The organism is Qipengyuania intermedia (genome assembly GCF_019711615.1).
Classification (GTDB): domain Bacteria; phylum Pseudomonadota; class Alphaproteobacteria; order Sphingomonadales; family Sphingomonadaceae; genus Qipengyuania; species Qipengyuania intermedia.
In genome coordinates this window covers 592,146-610,002 of sequence record NZ_JAIGNS010000002.1, presented here as the reverse complement: position 1 = coordinate 610,002, position 17,857 = coordinate 592,146, and the positions used below count along the sequence as shown (strand labels likewise).

The 17,857-nt window shown below is 63.8% G+C and carries 17 protein-coding genes; 6 read left to right on the top strand and 11 right to left on the bottom strand.

Translation table 11 applies throughout. The annotated features are described in order from the left end of the window. Window positions 1-19: 19 nt before the first annotated feature. From ggt to K3179_RS09220, 3 genes are read left to right on the top strand one after another with little or no spacing between them, the layout of a single operon-like run. Complete coding sequence (gene ggt / locus K3179_RS09230; RefSeq protein ID WP_221564288.1) at window positions 20-1,810, top strand: gamma-glutamyltransferase; 1,791 nt, start codon at window positions 20-22, stop codon at window positions 1,808-1,810. Window positions 1,811-1,822: 12 nt separating this feature from the next. Then, the gene (locus K3179_RS09225; RefSeq protein WP_221564286.1) at window positions 1,823-2,194 is read left to right on the top strand and encodes a VOC family protein; all 372 of its coding nucleotides are present in this window, start codon (window positions 1,823-1,825) and stop codon (window positions 2,192-2,194) included. Window positions 2,195-2,240: 46 nt separating this feature from the next. Further along, window positions 2,241-2,909 carry an extensin-like domain-containing protein gene (locus K3179_RS09220; RefSeq protein ID WP_221564284.1) on the top strand — a complete coding sequence of 223 codons (669 nt, stop codon included), beginning with the start codon at window positions 2,241-2,243 and terminating at the stop codon, window positions 2,907-2,909. Window positions 2,910-2,951: 42 nt separating this feature from the next. On the opposite strand, the gene K3179_RS09215 is transcribed toward K3179_RS09220, so the two are convergent. The 7 genes from K3179_RS09215 to K3179_RS09185 form a co-directional block, all read right to left on the bottom strand. After that, complete coding sequence (locus K3179_RS09215; RefSeq protein WP_221564280.1) at window positions 2,952-3,578, bottom strand: response regulator transcription factor; 627 nt, start codon at window positions 3,576-3,578, stop codon at window positions 2,952-2,954. 137 nt (window positions 3,579-3,715) lie between these two features. Continuing rightward, on the bottom strand, window positions 3,716-4,465 hold the full coding sequence (locus tag K3179_RS09210; RefSeq protein WP_221564277.1) for a proteasome-type protease: 750 nt from the start codon (window positions 4,463-4,465) through the stop codon (window positions 3,716-3,718). A 21-nt stretch (window positions 4,466-4,486) separates the two neighbouring features. After that, window positions 4,487-5,302, bottom strand: coding sequence for a transglutaminase family protein (locus tag K3179_RS09205; protein ID WP_221564274.1), 816 nt, complete (start codon window positions 5,300-5,302; stop codon window positions 4,487-4,489). After that, window positions 5,302-6,246: an alpha-E domain-containing protein gene (locus K3179_RS09200; RefSeq protein WP_221564272.1), complete on the bottom strand. Its 945-nt coding sequence runs from the start codon at window positions 6,244-6,246 to the stop codon at window positions 5,302-5,304. Before K3179_RS09200 ends, K3179_RS09205 begins: the two co-directional genes overlap by 1 nt. Then, entirely contained in the window at window positions 6,246-7,673 is a 1,428-nt protein-coding gene (locus K3179_RS09195) for a circularly permuted type 2 ATP-grasp protein (RefSeq protein ID WP_221564270.1), read from the bottom strand. Before K3179_RS09195 ends, K3179_RS09200 begins: the two co-directional genes overlap by 1 nt. A gap of 77 nt (window positions 7,674-7,750) precedes the next feature. After that, complete coding sequence (locus K3179_RS09190) at window positions 7,751-8,506, bottom strand: esterase/lipase family protein (RefSeq protein WP_221564268.1); 756 nt, start codon at window positions 8,504-8,506, stop codon at window positions 7,751-7,753. A gap of 53 nt (window positions 8,507-8,559) precedes the next feature. After that, window positions 8,560-9,102, bottom strand: coding sequence for a DUF3617 domain-containing protein (locus K3179_RS09185; RefSeq protein WP_221564267.1), 543 nt, complete (start codon window positions 9,100-9,102; stop codon window positions 8,560-8,562). A 98-nt stretch (window positions 9,103-9,200) separates the two neighbouring features. Here K3179_RS09185 and uvrB point away from each other — a divergent pair, with 98 nt between their 5' ends. Together uvrB and K3179_RS09175 are read left to right on the top strand one after the other, a co-directional pair. Then, the gene (gene uvrB, locus K3179_RS09180; RefSeq protein ID WP_221564265.1) at window positions 9,201-11,396 is read left to right on the top strand and encodes an excinuclease ABC subunit UvrB; all 2,196 of its coding nucleotides are present in this window, start codon (window positions 9,201-9,203) and stop codon (window positions 11,394-11,396) included. 79 nt (window positions 11,397-11,475) lie between these two features. After that, entirely contained in the window at window positions 11,476-12,015 is a 540-nt protein-coding gene (locus K3179_RS09175) for a hypothetical protein (RefSeq protein WP_221564262.1), read from the top strand. Here K3179_RS09175 and K3179_RS09170 read toward each other — a convergent pair. Beyond that, a complete protein-coding gene (locus K3179_RS09170; protein ID WP_247712921.1) occupies window positions 11,957-14,104 on the bottom strand; it encodes a protein-disulfide reductase DsbD family protein in 2,148 nt (715 codons plus the stop codon). The two genes, K3179_RS09175 and K3179_RS09170, sit on opposite strands and share 59 nt — an antisense overlap. Between K3179_RS09170 and K3179_RS09165 the strand changes: the two genes are divergently transcribed. Beyond that, window positions 14,079-15,293 carry an FAD-dependent monooxygenase gene (locus K3179_RS09165; protein ID WP_221564259.1) on the top strand — a complete coding sequence of 405 codons (1,215 nt, stop codon included), beginning with the start codon at window positions 14,079-14,081 and terminating at the stop codon, window positions 15,291-15,293. The two genes, K3179_RS09170 and K3179_RS09165, sit on opposite strands and share 26 nt — an antisense overlap. A gap of 1 nt (window position 15,294) precedes the next feature. Here K3179_RS09165 and K3179_RS09160 read toward each other — a convergent pair whose 3' ends face one another. The 3 genes from K3179_RS09160 to hemC all read right to left on the bottom strand — a co-directional run bounded on the left by K3179_RS09160 (window position 15,295) and on the right by hemC (window position 17,842). Then, window positions 15,295-16,128, bottom strand: coding sequence for an MICOS complex subunit MIC60 (locus K3179_RS09160; RefSeq protein WP_247712920.1), 834 nt, complete (start codon window positions 16,126-16,128; stop codon window positions 15,295-15,297). Between the two features lie 95 nt (window positions 16,129-16,223). Then, the gene (locus K3179_RS09155; protein ID WP_221564256.1) at window positions 16,224-16,916 is read right to left on the bottom strand and encodes a uroporphyrinogen-III synthase; all 693 of its coding nucleotides are present in this window, start codon (window positions 16,914-16,916) and stop codon (window positions 16,224-16,226) included. Continuing rightward, window positions 16,913-17,842, bottom strand: a complete 930-nt coding sequence (gene hemC, locus K3179_RS09150) for a hydroxymethylbilane synthase (protein WP_221564254.1) — start codon at window positions 17,840-17,842, stop codon at window positions 16,913-16,915. The genes K3179_RS09155 and hemC overlap by 4 nt, the downstream gene beginning before the upstream one ends. Between the last annotated feature and the right edge of the window lie 15 nt (window positions 17,843-17,857).

Sequence of the window (17,857 nt, the reverse complement as noted above, 5' to 3'; positions counted from 1 at the left end):
AAAGGAACAGGAGAGTGAAATGCGAGCGATACTGGCAGGCGCCACGGCACTGGCGTTGATCGCGGTCCCTTCGACCGCACAGGAGCAGGCAGAAGAGCGACCCGTCGAGCAGCAGATCGGCGCGGGCGGCAGGCCGGTCGGCGCCAACTGGTCGCGTAGCCCCGTTATCGCGCAGAACGGCATGGCCGCGACGGCGCATCCGCTGGCAACGCAAATCGCGCTCGACATCCTCAAGGCAGGCGGCAGCGCAGTCGACGCCGCGATTGCCGCCAACGCAGCGCTCGGCCTGATGGAGCCGACCGGAAACGGCATCGGCGGCGACCTGTTCGCCATCGTCTACGATCCGGCGAGCGGGAAGCTGCACGGCATCAACGGGTCGGGTCGCTCGCCCAAGGGGCAGACGCTGGACCAGCTGCTCGAAAAGCTTGACGGCGCGGACAGCCTGCCGCCGGTCGGCCCCCTGCCCGTCACTATCCCCGGTACGGTCGATGCGTGGTTCGCCATGCATGGCAAGTTCGGCAAGCTGCCCATGAGCGACGTGCTGGCGCCGACGGTTTCCTATGCCCGTGAAGGTCACCCGATCGCGCCGGTCATCGCCATGTATCTCGACCGCTCGCTGCGCGCCTATACGGCCCGGCAAGAGGCCTATCCTTTCGAATTCGACAACGCCCGCAAGGTCTGGTTCTCCGACGGGACGGCACCCGAGGCAGGCGAGATGTTCCGCAATCCGGACCTCGCCGACACGCTGGAGGCCATCGGTCGCGACGGGCGCGACGCATTCTACGACGGCGAGCTGACCGATGTGATGGTCGCCTACCTCCAGGCGCAGGGCAGCGCCTTTACGCGCGAGGATTTCGCCGACCACGAAAGCGAGTGGGTGGACCCCGCCTGTGCGCTCTACAAGGACGGGTACGAACTGTGCGAGTTGCCGCCCAACAGCCAGGGCTTTGCCGCGCTGCAGATGGTCAACATCCTGAAGAACGTCGACCTGTCACAGTGGGAGCGCGGTAGCCCCGAAGTCCTGCATTACATCACCGAAGCCAAGCGGCTGGCCTATGCCGATGTCGCACGTTTCTATGCCGATCCCGACTTCGCGCGTTTCCCTGCGGAGTTGCTGAGCGAAGAATATGGACGCGAACGTTTCACCCTGATCGATCCGACGCGCGCAGTGCCGGAATTCGGTCCCGGCGAACCGAAACTAGAGGGTGAAGGCGACACCACTTACCTCACCGTGGTCGATGGCAATGGCATGATGGTCAGCCTGATCCAGTCGAACTATCGCGGCATGGGCGGCGGGCTGGTGGCGCCCGGTACAGGGTTCATGTTCCAGGACCGGGGCGAGCTATTCAGCCTCGATCCGGCCCATCCCAATGCCTACGAGCCAGGCAAGCGCCCCTTCCACACCATCATTCCGGCCTTCGTGAAGAAGGATGGTAAGCCTTACATGACACTCGGCCTGATGGGCGGTGGCATGCAGCCGCAGGGGCATGTGCAGGTGCTGGTTAACATCGTCGATTACGGCATGAACTTGCAGGAAGCAGGCGATGCCGCACGGCTAAACCATGATGGCGGCAGGCAGCCGACAGAAGCGCTGGAAGGTCCCTCGGCCGATCCGCTCGGCACGCTATACGTCGAACCGGGTATTCCGGTCGCGACGGTCGAAGCGCTGCGGGAGATGGGCCACAAGGTCGAGGTCGTCTCGAACGGTATCATGTTCGGCGGCTACCAGGCGATCGCGCGGGATCCGGAAACGGGCGTGCTCACCGGGGCAACCGAAATGCGCAAGGACGGACAGGCAAGCGGGTACTGACAGGAGGTCCAGATGGCCAAGATCACGGGTTTGGGCGGCGTCTTCTATGTGGTGAAGGACCCGAAAGCGACGCGCGCCTGGTATCGCGACACGCTGGGCATAGACGGCGAATACGGACCGCAGCTGAACTGGAGCGAGGAGACCGGCGACAAGCCCTACTCACTGATCAGTCATTTCAAGGACGACCAGTACCTCAAGCCGGGCCGCGGTGGCTTCATGATCAATTTGCGCGTCGACGATCTGGATACCTTCGTCGCGCAGCTCAAGGATAAGGGCGTCGAGGTGCTGGACAGCGTCGACGAGGGTTACGGCAAGTTCGCCTGGCTGCTCGATCCCGATGGCGTGAAGATCGAGCTATGGGAACAGGTTCTCGCTCCCGAGTAACCGGCGTGCTTGCCGCGTTCCAAACGCCGATGTAGCTTGCCGCTCCATGAGGATCGCAGCCTTTACAGCATCGCTTGCAGCTGTGGCGCTGGCCGGATGCGGCGCCGTTCCGGAACGCGCGGGCGAAGCGCCGTCCCGCCCTTCGGGATCGGCACAAGCCCTGCCAGAACCTACCCGCGAGGCGCGGCAATGCCTGGCGGATCTCGGCAGCACGCGCGCACAATTTGCCCCCTTGCCCGACAAGCTCCAGGCCGGCGGCTGCTCGACGCAGAACACCGTTCGCCTCAGCGCTCTCTACGGTGATGCGGGACCCTTCGACGTAACCAATCTGACTGCCGTCGCCTGTCCCGTGGCCAAGGATTTTGCCGCGTGGGCGCGCTTCGGCGTCGATCGCGCCGCACGCCAGATCCTGGGCAGTGGGCTGGAGCGGATCGAAACTATGGGCAGCTATTCCTGCCGCAATGTCGCAGGCACGAACCGGCTGTCCGCCCACTCGCGCGCGCAGGCGGTCGACGTGTCCGGGTTCGTCCTGACCGATGGCCGCAGGATCACTGTCCTTGGCGGCTGGAACGCCTCCCCCGCCGAGCGAGAGTTCCTGCGCACCGTTCATTCCAGCGCTTGCAAGCGTTTCGGCACCGTGCTGGGCCCCGATTACAACGCCGCCCATCGCGATCACCTGCACCTGGAATTCGGCCGCGGTTCGTTCTGCCGCTGACCTGCCTGTCGGTGCGACCCGCAGGCCCGAGACGCGACCCGATCAGGCCGCGGAAATCTGGGTGCTGTCGAGATGCGCTTCGATGCGCAGGCGGACAGCTTCGGCGGCGTGATGCGCGCCGAGTTTGTTCATCATGTTGGCCCGGTGGATTTCGACCGTTCGCGGGCTGATTTCCAACTCGCGCGCGATCATCTTGTTGCTGCGCCCTTCGGCCAGCCAGTCGAGCACTTCGCGTTCACGCGGCGAAAGGGACGCAATCCTGCTGCGCGCTTCGATCATCTTGCGTCTTGCAGCGCCGTAGGCTTCCGCTTCCTGGGCAATCCGCGCAATCGCTTCGCTAAGGCGACTTACTTCGAAGGGTAGCCGCAGGTAATCGAGGGCACCTGCCTTGATTGCAGCGACTACCCGCCCCGGTCGCGGGTCCTCCGAGGTCCCGACGACCGGCAACCAAATTCCCCTGGCCGCCAGACTTCGCAGTACGACCGTGACAGCGCCATGGCCCTCGTCGTCGCGGGCTAGGACCAAACCGCTCTCGGGCGAGGTCGCCAGCAATTCGCCGACATCGGCGTAGACCTCGCAATGATGCCCCATATCGAAACCGATATGCGCCTGCGCCGCGCGTGCCCTGGTCGAGCCGTCGACGATGTGGAGTATCTGTTTGTTTTCCATGCCCGTAATGCTGACAGCATAAGGGACAATGCGCATTCCGGAAGACTACGGATATGGATGCAAAATATTATTGCCTAAGGGAACACCAAACAGACTACGTACGAAAGTAATAAATCCGAATTGGATGCTTCGTTCTATCAGTCATCCCCGTGATAGAAGCTGTAATCTGGGAGCGAGTGGAACGCGTTCTTCAAGGCATCGCCCCAACTCGACGAAATCGCCTGGAAATAGGGATCCTCGTGAGTCACCCGGTGCTGGTGGCTCGCCTCGAAACTGTCGCGCCTGATGACCTGCAGATCCAGCGGCAGGCCCACGGACAAGTTCGCCTTGAGGGTCGAGTCGAAACTGACCATCAGCAGCTTCACCCCGTCTTCCAGGCTCATCGTGCGGTCGTAACCGCGGATGATGATCGGGCGGCCATACTTGGTCTCGCCGATCTGGAAGAAAGGGGTATCGAGGCTGGCCTCGATGAAATTGCCTTCCGGATAGACCATGAACAGGCGCGGCTCCATACCCGCGATCTGGCCGGCGACGATGATCGAAGCGGTGAAGCGTCCACGCCCGCGATCGCCATTGGCGCCTTGCCGGTCCGCAATTATGTCGCGCAAGAGTTTGCCGATCTCGGTCGCCACCTGGAACATCGTGGGCGACTTCAGGATCGCATTGTCACGGTCGTCGGGCTGTTTGCTGCGTTCTTCGAGCTGGCTGATCACGGCTTGTGTGGTGGCCAGATTGCCTGCCGTCATCACGGTGATGATACGTTCGCCGGGCACTTGCCAAGTGAACATCTTGCGAAAGACGGAGATATTGTCGACGCCCGAATTCGTGCGGGTGTCGCTCATCAGCACGAGGCCCCTTTCGAGCACCATTCCTACGCAATATGTCATGTCGATCCCAAAAAACGTCGTCTATTGTTGGACTTGCTGCTGTTCGACCGAGACGTCGACTTCCAGCACCTGCTCCGAATTGCCGAAACTGATTCCGGTCACGGGCGCTGCATCGCGATAGTCGCGGCCCGTGGCAACCCTGACGTAGCGCGCATCGGGGCTGATCCCGTTGGAAACATCGAAGCCGACCCAGCCCAGCCCATCGACGAAAGCTTCCGCCCAGGCATGGGTCGCTTCCTGTTCGATCCGGTCGTTCATCATCAGATAGCCCGAGACATAGCGCGCCGGAATATCCAGTGCGCGCGCCATGCCGATGAAGATATGGGCATGGTCCTGGCAGACCCCCGCCTTGGCCGCGAAGCTTTCTTCGGCGGTGGTTTGCGGGATGGTAGAGCCGATCTTGTACTCGACCTCTTCGAGTATACGGCGCGATATTTCGTGCAGCAGGTCCAGCTTCTCGTCCTCGCGACCTTGGAAGTCCTTGAGGAACTTGCGAATGCCCAGGCCGGGCCGCGTGAGCGATGTCTGCGAAAGGAAGCTCCACAGCGGCAGGTGGCCTGCATGGCGACCGATGACGCCCGCATGGTCGTGCGTGTCGACCGTCCCCTTGCAGGTGACGACCACTTCCTTAGTACCCGGTTCGACCGCAATCAGCGTTGTGGTGTTGTGATGCTGGTCTTCAAACTGGAGCTCTTCATGAGCGTTCTCATACTCCATAGACCAGTCGAGGATTTCCTGGCCTTGTGTCTGCTTGGGTACCAGCCGCAGGCGCTGCAGCGCATGCACGACGGGCTGGCCGAAACGGTAGCGTGTGGTGTGGCGGATCGATAGGCGCATCAGGCAAGGAACCTGTAATCGGTGGAAATGGCATCGGCGATTGCTGCATTGTCCTGCGTGAACTCGACGAGGAATTCATGCAGGCCCTGGTCGAATATTTCCTCGATCGTCAGATCGGTGAGGCGCGTATCCGCATCGCGCATGAGCATGTTGCTCTGCCCCTCGGTGCCATGCAGCCTCGCAAGAGCGGCCAGGTCGTCGCGCAGGGCACAATAGCAGAACGCCAGGCTGCGCGGAAAACGCTCGTCCAGGATCAGGAATTCGCAAATACCCTTGGCATCGATCTGTCCGGCATTCAGCCAGCGATAGGCGCGGTCGCCGGAAACGGAGCGCAGCACCTGGTCCCACTGGCCTGTATCGAGGCTGGAGCCGACATAGGATAGCGACGGCAGGAGCAGGTAGTACTTGATGTCGAGAATGCGCGAGATGCTATCGGCACGCTCGATAAATGTCCCTGCACGGGCGAAATGATAGCCTTCGTCCCGCAGCATCGAACCTGCCAGCGCTCCGTGCGCCAGGGTCCCTGCCCGCCGGATGGTGGCGACGGTGTCGAGAACCCGGTTCTCGGCCACCGGCTTATTCAACTGTTCGTCGATGACGAGCCAATTCTCGTTGATGGCTTCCCACAACTCCCCGCTGATAGCGTTGCGGGCAAGGCGCGCATTCTGCCGGACCAGACCGAACATGGCGAGGATGGACGATGGATTGGCCTTGTCGCGCAGCATGAAGTTCCACACCTGGCTGCCGGTATAGGTGCCATGCTTGGCTTCGTAAGCCGCGCGCTGTCCGGCGGTCGAAATTACCGAGCGCCACTCTTCTTCTGCCGTCACCAGGTCGCGGGTCAGGGCCATGCGCATGCCAGCATCCAGCAGGCGCGCGGTGTTCTCCGCCCGTTCGAGATAGCGGAACATCCAGAACAATCCGTTTGCGGTTCTGCCCAGCATCAATCTTTGAGCACCCAGGTATCTTTCGTGCCGCCACCCTGGCTCGAATTGACGACCAGCGACCCTTCTTCGAGAGCAACGCGGGTCAGGCCGCCGGGCGTGATGTCGATCTTGTCGGGCGAGACGAGCACGTAAGGGCGCAGGTCCACGTGGCGCGGGGCGAGGCCTTTCTTCGTGTAGATCGGACAGGTAGACAGCGAGAGCGTGGGCTGCGCGATATAGTTGGACGGGTTCTCGACCAGCTTGGCGCGGAACGTCTCGATTTCCTTCTTCGAGGATGCAGGGCCCACCAGCATGCCGTAGCCGCCCGAGCCGTGGACTTCCTTCACCACCAGTTCTTCAAGGTTGTCGAGCACGTATTTCAGGCTGTCCTCGTCCGCGCAACGCCATGTCTCCACATTCGGCAGGAGCGGTTTTTCGCCCGTATAGAATTCGACGATGTCGGGCATGAAGGAATAGATGGCCTTGTCGTCGCACACGCCCGTCCCAGGTGCATTGGCAATCGTGACGCCTCCTGCGCGATAAACGTCCATGATGCCCGGCACGCCAAGCACGCTGTCGGGATTGAATGTCAACGGGTCGAGGAATTCGTCATCGACCCGGCGGTAGATGACATCGACCGCCTTGTATCCGCTGGTGGTGCGCATCGCGACACGGCCATCGACCACGCGCAAATCGCTGCCTTCGACAAGCTCGGCACCCATCTGGTCGGCAAGGAAGGCGTGTTCGAAATACGCCGAGTTGTAGATGCCCGGCGTCAGCACAGCCACGACGGGTCGATCGCCGGCAGCAGCGGGTGCGCAGGCAGCAAGGCTCTTCGCAAGCCGGCGCGGATAGTCGGACACACTTTCGACCGGGACCCGCATGAACAGTTCGGGATACATGGCCATCATGGTTTCCCGGTTTTCAAGCATATAGCTGACGCCGGACGGGGTGCGCGCATTGTCTTCGAGGACGAAGAATTCGTCCGGTCCGGTACGCACCAGGTCGATGCCGACGATATGGGTGTATACGCCGCCCGGCGGGGTGAAACCGACCATGTTCGGCAGCCACGCCGCATTGTCGCGCAGCAGGCGCTGCGGCAGGCGACCCGCCCGGATAATCTCCTGGCGGTGATAAAGGTCGTGCATGAAGGCATTGAGCGCGCTGACACGTTGCTCGATCCCTCTGGTCAACTTGCGCCATTCGTTCGCGGTGATGATGCGCGGCACCATGTCGAAGGGAATCAGGCGTTCCTCCGCCTCGTCCTCGCCATAGACATTGAAGGTTATGCCGGTCTTGCGGAAATTGGTCTCCGCTTCCCGGTGCTTGCGCTTGAGGAGCCTGGTGTCTTGTTCGTCGTACCAGTCGCAGTAGGAGGAATAGGCATCGCGAACCGAGCCATCCGGCTCGCGCATTTCGTTGAAGAAGTCGGCGGTGCCGCTCATGATCCCCCGGAAGTTGCAACGGACCGCAGGACGCGGCCCTTCGCGTGACGCAATGTCCCGCTCCACGAACTAAAGGTTCAGGAGCGATCCAGTTCCGACAAAAGGGCGGAAACGGCCTCGTGGGTCAAGACGAAGCCCATGTGCGTGCAGCGCAAGGCCACCGCACGGTCCCGTTCGCCGGGCCTGCCACAGGCCGATCGCGGATGGACGATACCATCGCGCGGGGACCAGAAGGCGACCGTTTCTACCGGCGGCTTTTCACTGACTATCGTGTCGATCTCGGGTTCGTCCACTCGGTGGCCGGCAATCGCCTGGTAGGCACGCCAGCCGTTGTTGGCGCGAGGCGACCCTGAAAAAGGTGACCCCATGGTCACGACCTTGGCGATCTTGTCCGGATGCTTTTTCGCCAGTTCGCGCGCCATCACCCCGCCGAGGCTCCACCCGACCAGCACGATCGGCTCCCCGCGGCGATGGTAGAGGTCGATGAGACGATCTTCGACCCTCGCAAAGCGATCGGCCGTCGCGCCGAGATTATATCCCATGCCCCAGCGCTTCACCGTGTGCCCTGCATCCTCGAGCGTGCGCGCCATCCAGCGCATCCGGATAGGGTGCGCACCGAAGCCGGGCAACAGCATCACGCGCTTGGGATGCGTGGCAGGAGTTGCGGTGAACTTTTCGAAACGACGCTTGACCGGCTCCAGCGGCCAGAGAAATTCCTTGGCCAGCAAGAGGGCACGTGGTCCGCGCGCATCGTCCGGGCTCGGCTCTGCGGCAAGCGCCAGCCTGCGGCTCATTTCCTCGCGGGTTTCCTGAAACGACGGCGTCTGGAACATCTACACAGAATGCACGAGGCCGATGGCGGTTTCCTGAACGCCCCCGCTTCGCGTCAGGTGCAGTCGCCGGTACGGGTCATGCCGACTTTCATCGTGACGCGCTTCGTATCCTCGCTGCCGGAAACCGGCTCGACGGCCGTCATCGTCATTTCGCTGGCCGTGCCGGTCGACTGGCTGTCGATAGTGATCTTCGCATCGCCGCCGCCAGCCTTGCAGGTCATCGCAGCCTGCATGCCTTCGGCATCCGAAGTCAGGCTGTCCATCGTGCAATCGCCGTTCTGCAATTGCTCGGCGATACCGATCATCCCCTTGCTCGCCTCGTCTTCCGTGAGACAGCGCGCCGGGGCCGCGTTCGCCATGGCGTTCATGAACTCCTTGGCCTTGGCGATGTCGCCTTCGCTCATGGAAGGATCGACCAGTTCGACCAGCTCCATGTTCATCTTGTATTCGCCCGCCTCCAGCGGCTTCACCTTGGCCGCCGCCGCTTCGACCTCGTCGGCCGACACGCTGCCATCGCCGTCGGTATCGGCATCGCTGGAACTGCCGCAAGCGGCGAGCGCGATGGTGGCAATGGCGAGGGTAAGGGTATTGCGCATGGAATTCTCCGCGTGATTGGTCGCACGACGCTAGCAGCACGCCGGTCTTGCGCAAGCCGCCGTTGCACCTGCCCCATTCGTTCCCCATATGTGCGCACATGTCAGAACTCGTAATCAGGCGCGGCCTCGAAGAACCCGACACCACAGGCGAGTTCGTACCGCACAAGCCCGCACGCCCCGAAAAATCGATGGGTGGCCGCAAGTTCAAGCTGGTGAGCGACTATACGCCCGCAGGCGACCAGCCGACTGCGATCAGGGAACTGGTCGCATCGGCGCGCGAGGGCGAGAAGACCCAGACGCTTCTGGGCGTCACCGGTTCGGGCAAGACCTTCACCATGGCGAAGGTCATCGAGGAACTGCAGCGCCCTGCCCTGATCCTGGCGCCGAACAAGATCCTCGCCGCGCAGCTTTATGGCGAGTTCAAGAGCTTCTTTCCCGAAAACGCGGTCGAGTATTTCGTCAGCTATTACGACTACTACCAGCCCGAAGCCTACGTGCCGCGGTCCGACACCTACATCGAGAAGGAAAGCTCGGTAAACGAAGCGATCGACCGGATGCGCCACTCGGCGACGCGCTCGCTGCTGGAGCGTGACGACGTGATCATCGTCGCCTCGGTTTCCTGCCTCTACGGCATCGGTTCGGTCGAAACCTATTCGGCCATGATCTTCGATATCAAGAAAGACCAGACGGTCGACCAGCGCGAGCTGATCCGCAAGCTGGTGGCGCTCCAATACAAGCGCAACGATGCCGCTTTTGCGCGCGGCAATTTCCGCGTGCGCGGCGACAACCTCGAAATCTTCCCGAGCCACTATGAAGACATGGCCTGGCGGATCAGCTTCTTCGGTGACGAGATCGAGGAAATCAGCGAATTCGACCCGCTCACCGGCAAGAAGGGTGCCAGCCTCGACAAGGTGCGCGTCTATGCGAACTCGCACTACGTCACCCCCGGCCCGACGATGAAACAGGCCTCCGAGGCCATCAAGTTCGAGCTGCAGGAACGTCTTAAGGAGCTGCAAGAAGAAGGCCGCCTGCTTGAAGCGCAGCGGCTCGAGCAGCGCACCAACTTCGACCTGGAGATGATAGCCGCCACCGGCTCTTGCGCGGGGATCGAGAATTACAGCCGCTTCCTCACCGGACGCCTGCCGGGGGAACCGCCGCCCACATTGTTCGAATATCTTCCGGAAAACGCGCTGCTGTTCGTCGATGAAAGCCACCAGACGGTGCCGCAGATCGGCGCGATGGCGCGCGGGGACCACCGCCGCAAGATCACGCTGGCAGAGTACGGTTTCCGCCTCCCGTCCTGCATCGACAACCGCCCGCTGCGCTTCAACGAATGGGACGCGATGCGCCCGCAGACCTTTGCCGTCTCGGCAACGCCCGGTTCGTGGGAGATGGAACAGACGGGCGGCGTGTTTGCCGAACAGGTCATTCGCCCGACCGGCCTCATCGACCCGCCGGTCGAGATCAAGCCGGTCGAAGACCAGGTCCAGGACTGCATCGAGGAGTGCAAGAAGACCGCCAAGATGGGCTACCGCACGCTCGTCACCACGCTGACGAAGCGCATGGCGGAAGACCTTACCGAGTTCATGCACGAGGCGGGCGTACGCGTGCGCTACATGCACTCCGATGTGGAGACGCTGGAGCGTATCGAGCTGATCCGCGACCTGCGCCTGGGCGTCTATGACGTGCTGGTCGGCATCAACCTACTGCGCGAGGGTCTCGACATTCCCGAATGCGGGCTCGTGTGCATACTCGATGCCGACAAGGAAGGCTTCCTTCGCAGCGAAACCTCGCTCATCCAGACCATCGGCCGCGCCGCCCGCAACGTCGACGGGCGCGTTATCCTTTATGCCGACCGCATTACGGGAAGCATGGAACGCGCCATGGCGGAGACCGACCGCCGCCGCGAAAAGCAGCGCGCGTATAACGAAGAACACGGCATCACGCCGCAAACGATCAAGCGGCAGATCGCCGACATCGTCGCCGATACCGCCTCGCAGGATGGCGTCACGGTCGATACCGGCGATGACGAGCGCAACAATCTCGTGGGCCACAACCTTCGCGCCTATATCGAAGACCTGGAAAAGCGCATGCGGGCCGCTGCCGCCGATCTCGAATTCGAGGAAGCCGGACGCCTGCGCGACGAAATCCGCCGCCTCGAGAACGACGAACTCGGCCTTGGTGATGAGGAAAAGAAGGCCCCGCGCGTCGGGCGGAGCGATGCCGGACGCCCCGGCACGCGCAAGACGCGCTACGGCAAGACGCGCTACAAGCGGATGGGCGGCAAGCCCTGATCGAGCGCCGTGTGCGAAGCTGTGAGGTTTCGCTCACGCCGCGTTGACGCTCGCGCACCCTTTCGCATAGCTGCGCGTCATGTTTCGCACCATCGCGCTGGGCGCACTCCTGCTGGTTTCGGCGTGCAAGCCTCCTGCCTCCGATGAATACGTCACGCGTGAGCGCATTGCGACCGAACGCGATGCACCGCGCGCGCCGATCGATTCGCCCGACACCGAAGGTTCCGTGTGGGCCTACAGCGAAGATCGCGAGCGGCTTCTTTATGGCAAGCCCGGTGCGACGCCTCTCATGGCTCTCGCCTGCGAGGGCGAGATGCTGCGCTATACCCGGTTCGTCGAGGCCGATGCCCACGCCAAGGCCGTTCTGGCGATGATCGGCAACGGCCATGTGGAACGCTTCTGGATCGATGCCGAACAGGATGGCGAGGTCTGGATTTGGCGCGGGCGCACGCCTGCGGACGATCCCCGGCTCGAAGTGCTGACCGGTCCGCGAACTGTCGAAGCGACGGTGCCGGGCGCCGGGTCGATCATCTTCAATCCCAGCCGCCTCCCGGCGCAATTTATTGCCGATTGCGCGCCGTTTCCTGACGGACCAGATCCGGAAGAAGATCAGGCGTAAGCACCTGCGGCAGTTGCCGCGCGTCCCCGCCCGCCGGATACCACAGGTAGAGCGGAACCCCGGCAGCGCCCTGTTGCGACAGGAAGGCGGCGATATCGTCGTCGCGCCGCGTCCAGTCCCCGCGCATCGCGATTACGCCCGCTTCCTCGAACGCCGCGCGTGTTTCCTCGCGCTCGATCCCAACGCTCTCGTTGACCTTGCAGGTGATGCACCAGTCGGCGGTGAACCAGACGAAGACGGGCTGGCCGCTGGCGCGAGCCGCTGCGAGGTTGGCGGCCGAAAATTCCTGCGGATCGAGAATGCTCTGCGCGCTATCGGCGACGGGCGGCTCATAGCTCCGCGCCATGGCGATCGCCGACAAGACCGCCATCGCCAGGCCGACCATTGCCGGGAGCGTTCTCGATCGACCGGCAGCGTGGCCTTCCGGCGAGAGCATTCCGGCGAAATAGACGAGACCCGCCGCGACGCCGGTCGCCGAAAGCAGAAACAGTCCGCCGCCGATCCGCCATAGCAGCCAGCCGAGCGCGAGAACGGTCAGCCCCATGGGCAGTGCCATCCAGCGGCGGAAGCGTTCCATCCATGCTCCGGGCTTCGGCAGCCGCTTGCGGAATGCGGGCACGAAGCCGACGAGGAGAAACGGCAGTGCCAGTCCGATGCCGAGTGCGGTGAAGATTGCAAAACCCTCGATCGGTCGCAGCACCAGCGCAGCGCCCAGGGCGAGCGCCATGAACGGTCCCGTACAGGGCGTGGCCACGAACGCTGCGAGCAGGCCGGTTGCAAAGGATCCGCCCGAACTCGGCTTGCCGCCGGAAATGGCGAGGCCGGGGATGGCGAACAGGCCGAGGAAATTTGCCGTGATGAGCGAAGCGAGCGCGAACAGGCTCGCCACTATGGCGGGCTCCTGCAGCTGGAAGGCCCAGCCGACCTGCTGACCGGCCGATCGCAGCAACAGGATCAGCGCACCCAGACCGGCACATGCGATTACCACGCCTGCGGTGTAGGCGAGCGCATCGCGCCGGGCTGCACCCTCGTCGCCCCCGGCCTTCGCCAGGGCCAGCGCCTTGAGGCTGAGGATCGGGAAAACGCACGGCATGATGTTGAGGAGGAGGCCGCCAACCAGCGCGGCGAGTATCAACAAGCCGAAGGCGGGCGCCTCCTCGGCCCCGCGGAACGGCTTCACGCCTTCCAGCGGGACGTTGGCGGGAGTCGCCACGAAACGGACGCCTTCGCCATCACCCAGAGCAAGAATGCCCTCGATGCGTTCTGGCGGTGCGCCGCCCACACCCTTGGTCCGCTCAAGCTCCAGTTCGGCAACCAGCAGGTTGCCATCGCGGATCCACGTCTGGACCGCCGCGTAGTTCGGCACCAAGCCATTGCCCAAGCTGCTATTTTCGAGAAACAGGTGTAGCTCGCCAAGGTCCAGCGCAGCCGGTAGCGGAATACCGATACGCAGGCGCTTGCCGGAAATCTCGAAGCCGGCCTCGCTGTCGAGCATGGGCGCGATCCGCCCGCGCCACTCGTCGAAATCGCCGCCGGGCCCCGCCTCCAGAACCGCATCCTGCGGCACGCAGATACGGTCCGTGCAGGCGAGATATTCGACATAACCGGAAACCGGTGCGAGATTGGCAACCGCCGCGTCCCGGCCCGGAGTGACGGGCACGAGAACCACATACTCCCCCTCGAAAATATGGTTCATCAACCCGCCGATGAGCAGCGTCTGCGGCACGGGATAGAGCGGCTTGCCGACTTCCCACCCATCGGGAAGGTCGAGCTGTAGATCCATGCCCTGCCCCGCATCGCCGGGATTGGACCAATATCCGTGCCATTCCTCGCTCGACGGCTTGAAACGCAGCGCAAGGAGCCATTCCTCGCCGGGCGCGGGCGTACCGTCGGCATACAGGTCGACCGAGATGTTCTCGTCACCGAAGCGCGCGGTGCGATCCTGCGCGAAGGCAGCAGCGGGCAAAAGGCACGTGAGGGCAAGCAGGAAAGCGGCCAGCCGGGCCAGCGAGACGTCCATAATCCTTGCCAGTGTCACGCCGCCCGCTCTAGGGACCGTGTCCATGACAGACAAGCGCGACTTGCTCATCCTCGGCGGCGGTCTCGTCGGCTCCACACTGGCGCTGGCAGCCGCGAAACAAGGTTTTTCGAGCCACCTGGTCGACCGGGCCGATCCCGCCGACCTGACGGCAGACGGTTTTGACGGGCGTGCGTCGGCGATTTCGACCGCCAGCTGGCGCCTGTTCCGCAATATCGGCCTGGCGGACACGCTTGAACCCCATGGCTGCCCGATCGAGAGCATCGCCGTGCTCGATCAGATGAAGCCGGGGCGCATCGATTTCACGCCGGAAGAGCACGAAGGCTCGCTTGGTCGCATGTTCGCCAATCGCGTCCTGCGCACGGCCCTGTTCGAAGCGGTGAAGGACGAAAGCCTCATCACGCTGCACGCCCCCGTCGAGGTGGTCGATCGCCAGCGCGATGCTTACGGCGTCTCCGCCACGCTTGCGGACGGGCAGGTCCTGACCGCAGACCTGCTGGTCGGCGCAGAAGGCCGCAGTTCGCCGACTCGCGAGGATGCGGAGCTGAAAATGGCCAGCTGGGACTATTCCCACCGCGCGATCATCGTCGGCCTCGACCACAGCAAGCCGCATGGCGGCGTGGCATGGGAAATCTTCTATCCGGCTGGCCCCTTCGCCCTGCTCCCGCTGCTCGACGGGCCAGATGGCCAGCATCGCAGCGCGCTCGTCTGGACGGTCGACGAGAAGGATGCAGCAGGCGTGCTCAAGATGGGCGAACGCGCTTTCCTCGCCGAGGTGCAAAAGCGCATGGGCGATCTGCTCGGCGAACTTGCGCTCAACAGCGCGCGCACTTCCTATCCGCTCAGTTTCCAGCACACCGTTCGCATCGTGGGCGAGCGCATGGCGCTGGTCGGCGACAGTGCGCATGGCATGCATCCGATCGCCGGACAGGGCCTCAACCTGGGGCTGCGCGATGTCGGCGCGCTGGTAGAGGTGCTGGGAGATGCGCGCCGTCTTGGCCTCGATCTCGGCGATATGCAGGTGCTCGAACGCTACGAAAAATGGCGCGCACTCGATTCCATCATGGTCATGGGCGCGACCGACAGCCTGACGCGGCTGTTCGGCGTTCCGGGCAAGGCCGCCAGCGCCGTCCGGCGCCTCGGCATGGCCGGCGTGCAGCGGTCCGGCATGCTGAAGAAGTTCTTCATGGACGAGGCCCGCGGCGTGTCGGGCGATGTGCCCGAATTGATGAAAGCCTGAGCTACTCTTCGACCGGGCTCGGCTGTTCGATCCGGTTACCCGCACCATCGCGCAGGCGCCGCGGTTCGAGCACCGCTGCGGTTTCGATGAGATCGAGAGCGCGCTGGGCCGAGGCATAACGCTCCGCATCGCGCAGCCATCCTTCGGCATTCACCGCACCTGGCAGGTTGCGCACTTCCGCAACCGCCGAATCCGCGCGGCCGCTTTCAAGGAACAGGCGCGCACGTTCGAGCCTTTGCTGGGGCTGTGGCGACGGCGCGCTTTCGCGGCGGATCGTGAAGAGCGAGCCCAGTTCGTCGGCAAATCGCTCGAGGCTCGGCTTGCCTTCGCCCGATTGCAGGCTCGGCGCGAGACCCTCGAGCCGGAAGATCAGCTGGTCCAGCGTGACCGGGTCGCGCGAAAAGGTGAGGATGGTGTTCACCGCATTGGGCAAAGCGTCGCCGAAGCGGAGCCTCAGCTGGTCGGCGAGGTAGCCGAGCTCGGCCCCCTTATCGACAGCGCGGCGGGTTGCGAAGGCAATGAGAAGGCCCTCCGCGCGTGCCACATTGCCCGCAGCCGCCTGTGCTTGCAGGTCGAGCCGGGACAGGCGCTGTTCCGCTGCAGCGAGACGCTGGTCGATCCCGCCCTGCTGTTCGGCCACACGTTCCACCGCCTGGGCAGCAGCCGCGCTTTCGCTGGCGCTGGGTGTGGGCGACGGCTCGCCGCCTTCGACCAATGTGTTGTCCGCAATTCGTGCGGGTTCCGCGTCGCTGGCCGGTGCGGCGTCCATGCGCCAGGCGATATAGCCGGCAACGCCCGCTCCCAGGGCGAAAGCGCCGCCCACGGCAAGCAACATCGGGCGCATTCCACCACGCGCACGCCGAGTTCTCGAAAACTCGTCCATCTTACTCCAATCCACGACCCCGGACGCCTCTCATGCGGGGCGTCATATCAATTGGACATGGTCTGACACAATTGCTCGGCCAAGGCCAGTAGCTCGGCATCGCGAGGGTGGTTGGCGATGTGGACGGAGTGCCAGCCCTCCCCCGCAAGGTCGGCAATCCGGGCGCCCAGTACTGCCAGCGCGAGCCTGGAGCGGTCGATCTCCAGCCTTTCGCATTCCTCGAACAGGCGCTTGGCCGCCTCGCCCGAATGCAGCAACACCACGCCGCCGACGCGCATGGTATCGGCCATCTCGTCGGCGACATTGAGCGGCTTGGTGCGGTAGACCACGCGGGTGTCGATCGTCATGCCTTCGGGAGGCTGCAATTCGACATGGGCCTCGCCTGCAAGGCGCAGCATGTGGCGCTCGCCCGGTTTCATCTTGTCGAGCAATGCCTGCAAGCCGCCGGTGCCCGTACGCGCGACCATGTACCCTTTTTCGCGCGCACCCTCTGCCGTGGCTTCGCCAACCGCATAAACCGGCAGGGATGTGAGGCGCGTGAGGTGGGTTCCGCCGTGACGGAAGACGTTGGAGCTGCCGACCAGCAACCCGTCGTAGCTGTCGGCCTTGGGCGCGCCCCATTCGACCGGCTCGACTTCGAACAGGGGGCAGCCCTTCACGTCGAGTTCGAGTGCCCTCGCGGTCTCGAGCGTCACCGAAAGGCCCGGTTCAGGGCGGAAAACGAAGACCCGGCAAGTCATTCCATATGTCCGAAATTCGCTGCGACTTCCGGCGGTGCATCGGCCAGCAGCATGCGTGCCAGTTCGCCGGGGGCCGCCGTGTCGTCGCATGCGAAGCTGGCCTGCCCGTCGACGCGCTGGCTGCCGTCCGGGCTGAAGATGGCCGCGCGCATGGCCAGGCGGTTGTCGGCGCGGGTTGTCAGGACGGCAATCGGGCTGTGGCACGTGCCGCCAAGACCCTGGAGCAAAGCGCGTTCGGCGAGCACTTCATCGTGGCTCTCCGCGTGATTCACTTGTGCCAGGGCCTCGCGCGTGCGCTCGTCACTGGCCCTGCATTCGATACCGATTGCGGCCTGTGCCGGTGCCGGAAGCCAGTCTTCGGGTTCGAGCCTCATGCCGACATTGTCCTCTCCGAGACGGGAAAGGCCCGCCGCCGCAAGGAAGGTCGCATCCGCTTCGCCCGCTTCGAGCTTTGCCATGCGCGTCGCCACATTGCCGCGGATACCGACCACTTCGAGATCGGGCCGCACATGGAGCAGCTGGGCCGCCCGGCGTGGCGCACTGGTGCCGACCTTTGCGCCTTGCGGTATATCCGCGAGGGACGCGGCACCCAGCAGGACGTCGGCCTTGTCCGCCCGCGGCAGGATCGCGCCGATGGCGATTTCGTCGGGGCGAATTGTCTCCACGTCCTTCATCGAGTGTACCGCCGCATCGATGCGCCCTTCGGCGAGCCACAGGTCGAGTTCGCGCGTCCACAGCGCCTTGCCCCCGATCTCGGCGAGCGGGCGGTCCTGTATCTTGTCGCCGCTAGCGATCACGGGGACCAGTTCGACCGCGCCAACGTCCCAGCCGTGAGCGGCGCAAAGCCGGGCGCGTGCTTCCTCTGCTTGCGCCATGGCAAGCGGCGAACGGCGGGTTCCAAGGCGAAGGATGGGCGTGTCTGGCATATCGGCGGCTTGCCC

Coding starts and splice junctions, on each gene's coding strand:
- ggt (WP_221564288.1), top strand. CDS start 20: ATGCGAGCGATACTGGCAGGCGCCACGGCACTGGCGTTGATCGCGGTC.
- K3179_RS09225 (WP_221564286.1), top strand. CDS start 1,823: ATGGCCAAGATCACGGGTTTGGGCGGCGTCTTCTATGTGGTGAAGGAC.
- K3179_RS09220 (WP_221564284.1), top strand. CDS start 2,241: ATGAGGATCGCAGCCTTTACAGCATCGCTTGCAGCTGTGGCGCTGGCC.
- K3179_RS09215 (WP_221564280.1), bottom strand. CDS start 3,578: ATGGAAAACAAACAGATACTCCACATCGTCGACGGCTCGACCAGGGCA.
- K3179_RS09210 (WP_221564277.1), bottom strand. CDS start 4,465: ATGACATATTGCGTAGGAATGGTGCTCGAAAGGGGCCTCGTGCTGATG.
- K3179_RS09205 (WP_221564274.1), bottom strand. CDS start 5,302: ATGCGCCTATCGATCCGCCACACCACACGCTACCGTTTCGGCCAGCCC.
- K3179_RS09200 (WP_221564272.1), bottom strand. CDS start 6,246: ATGCTGGGCAGAACCGCAAACGGATTGTTCTGGATGTTCCGCTATCTC.
- K3179_RS09195 (WP_221564270.1), bottom strand. CDS start 7,673: ATGAGCGGCACCGCCGACTTCTTCAACGAAATGCGCGAGCCGGATGGC.
- K3179_RS09190 (WP_221564268.1), bottom strand. CDS start 8,506: ATGTTCCAGACGCCGTCGTTTCAGGAAACCCGCGAGGAAATGAGCCGC.
- K3179_RS09185 (WP_221564267.1), bottom strand. CDS start 9,102: ATGCGCAATACCCTTACCCTCGCCATTGCCACCATCGCGCTCGCCGCT.
- uvrB (WP_221564265.1), top strand. CDS start 9,201: ATGTCAGAACTCGTAATCAGGCGCGGCCTCGAAGAACCCGACACCACA.
- K3179_RS09175 (WP_221564262.1), top strand. CDS start 11,476: ATGTTTCGCACCATCGCGCTGGGCGCACTCCTGCTGGTTTCGGCGTGC.
- K3179_RS09165 (WP_221564259.1), top strand. CDS start 14,079: ATGACAGACAAGCGCGACTTGCTCATCCTCGGCGGCGGTCTCGTCGGC.
- K3179_RS09170 (WP_247712921.1), bottom strand. CDS start 14,104: ATGAGCAAGTCGCGCTTGTCTGTCATGGACACGGTCCCTAGAGCGGGC.
- K3179_RS09160 (WP_247712920.1), bottom strand. CDS start 16,128: ATGTTGCTTGCCGTGGGCGGCGCTTTCGCCCTGGGAGCGGGCGTTGCC.
- K3179_RS09155 (WP_221564256.1), bottom strand. CDS start 16,916: ATGACTTGCCGGGTCTTCGTTTTCCGCCCTGAACCGGGCCTTTCGGTG.
- hemC (WP_221564254.1), bottom strand. CDS start 17,842: ATGCCAGACACGCCCATCCTTCGCCTTGGAACCCGCCGTTCGCCGCTT.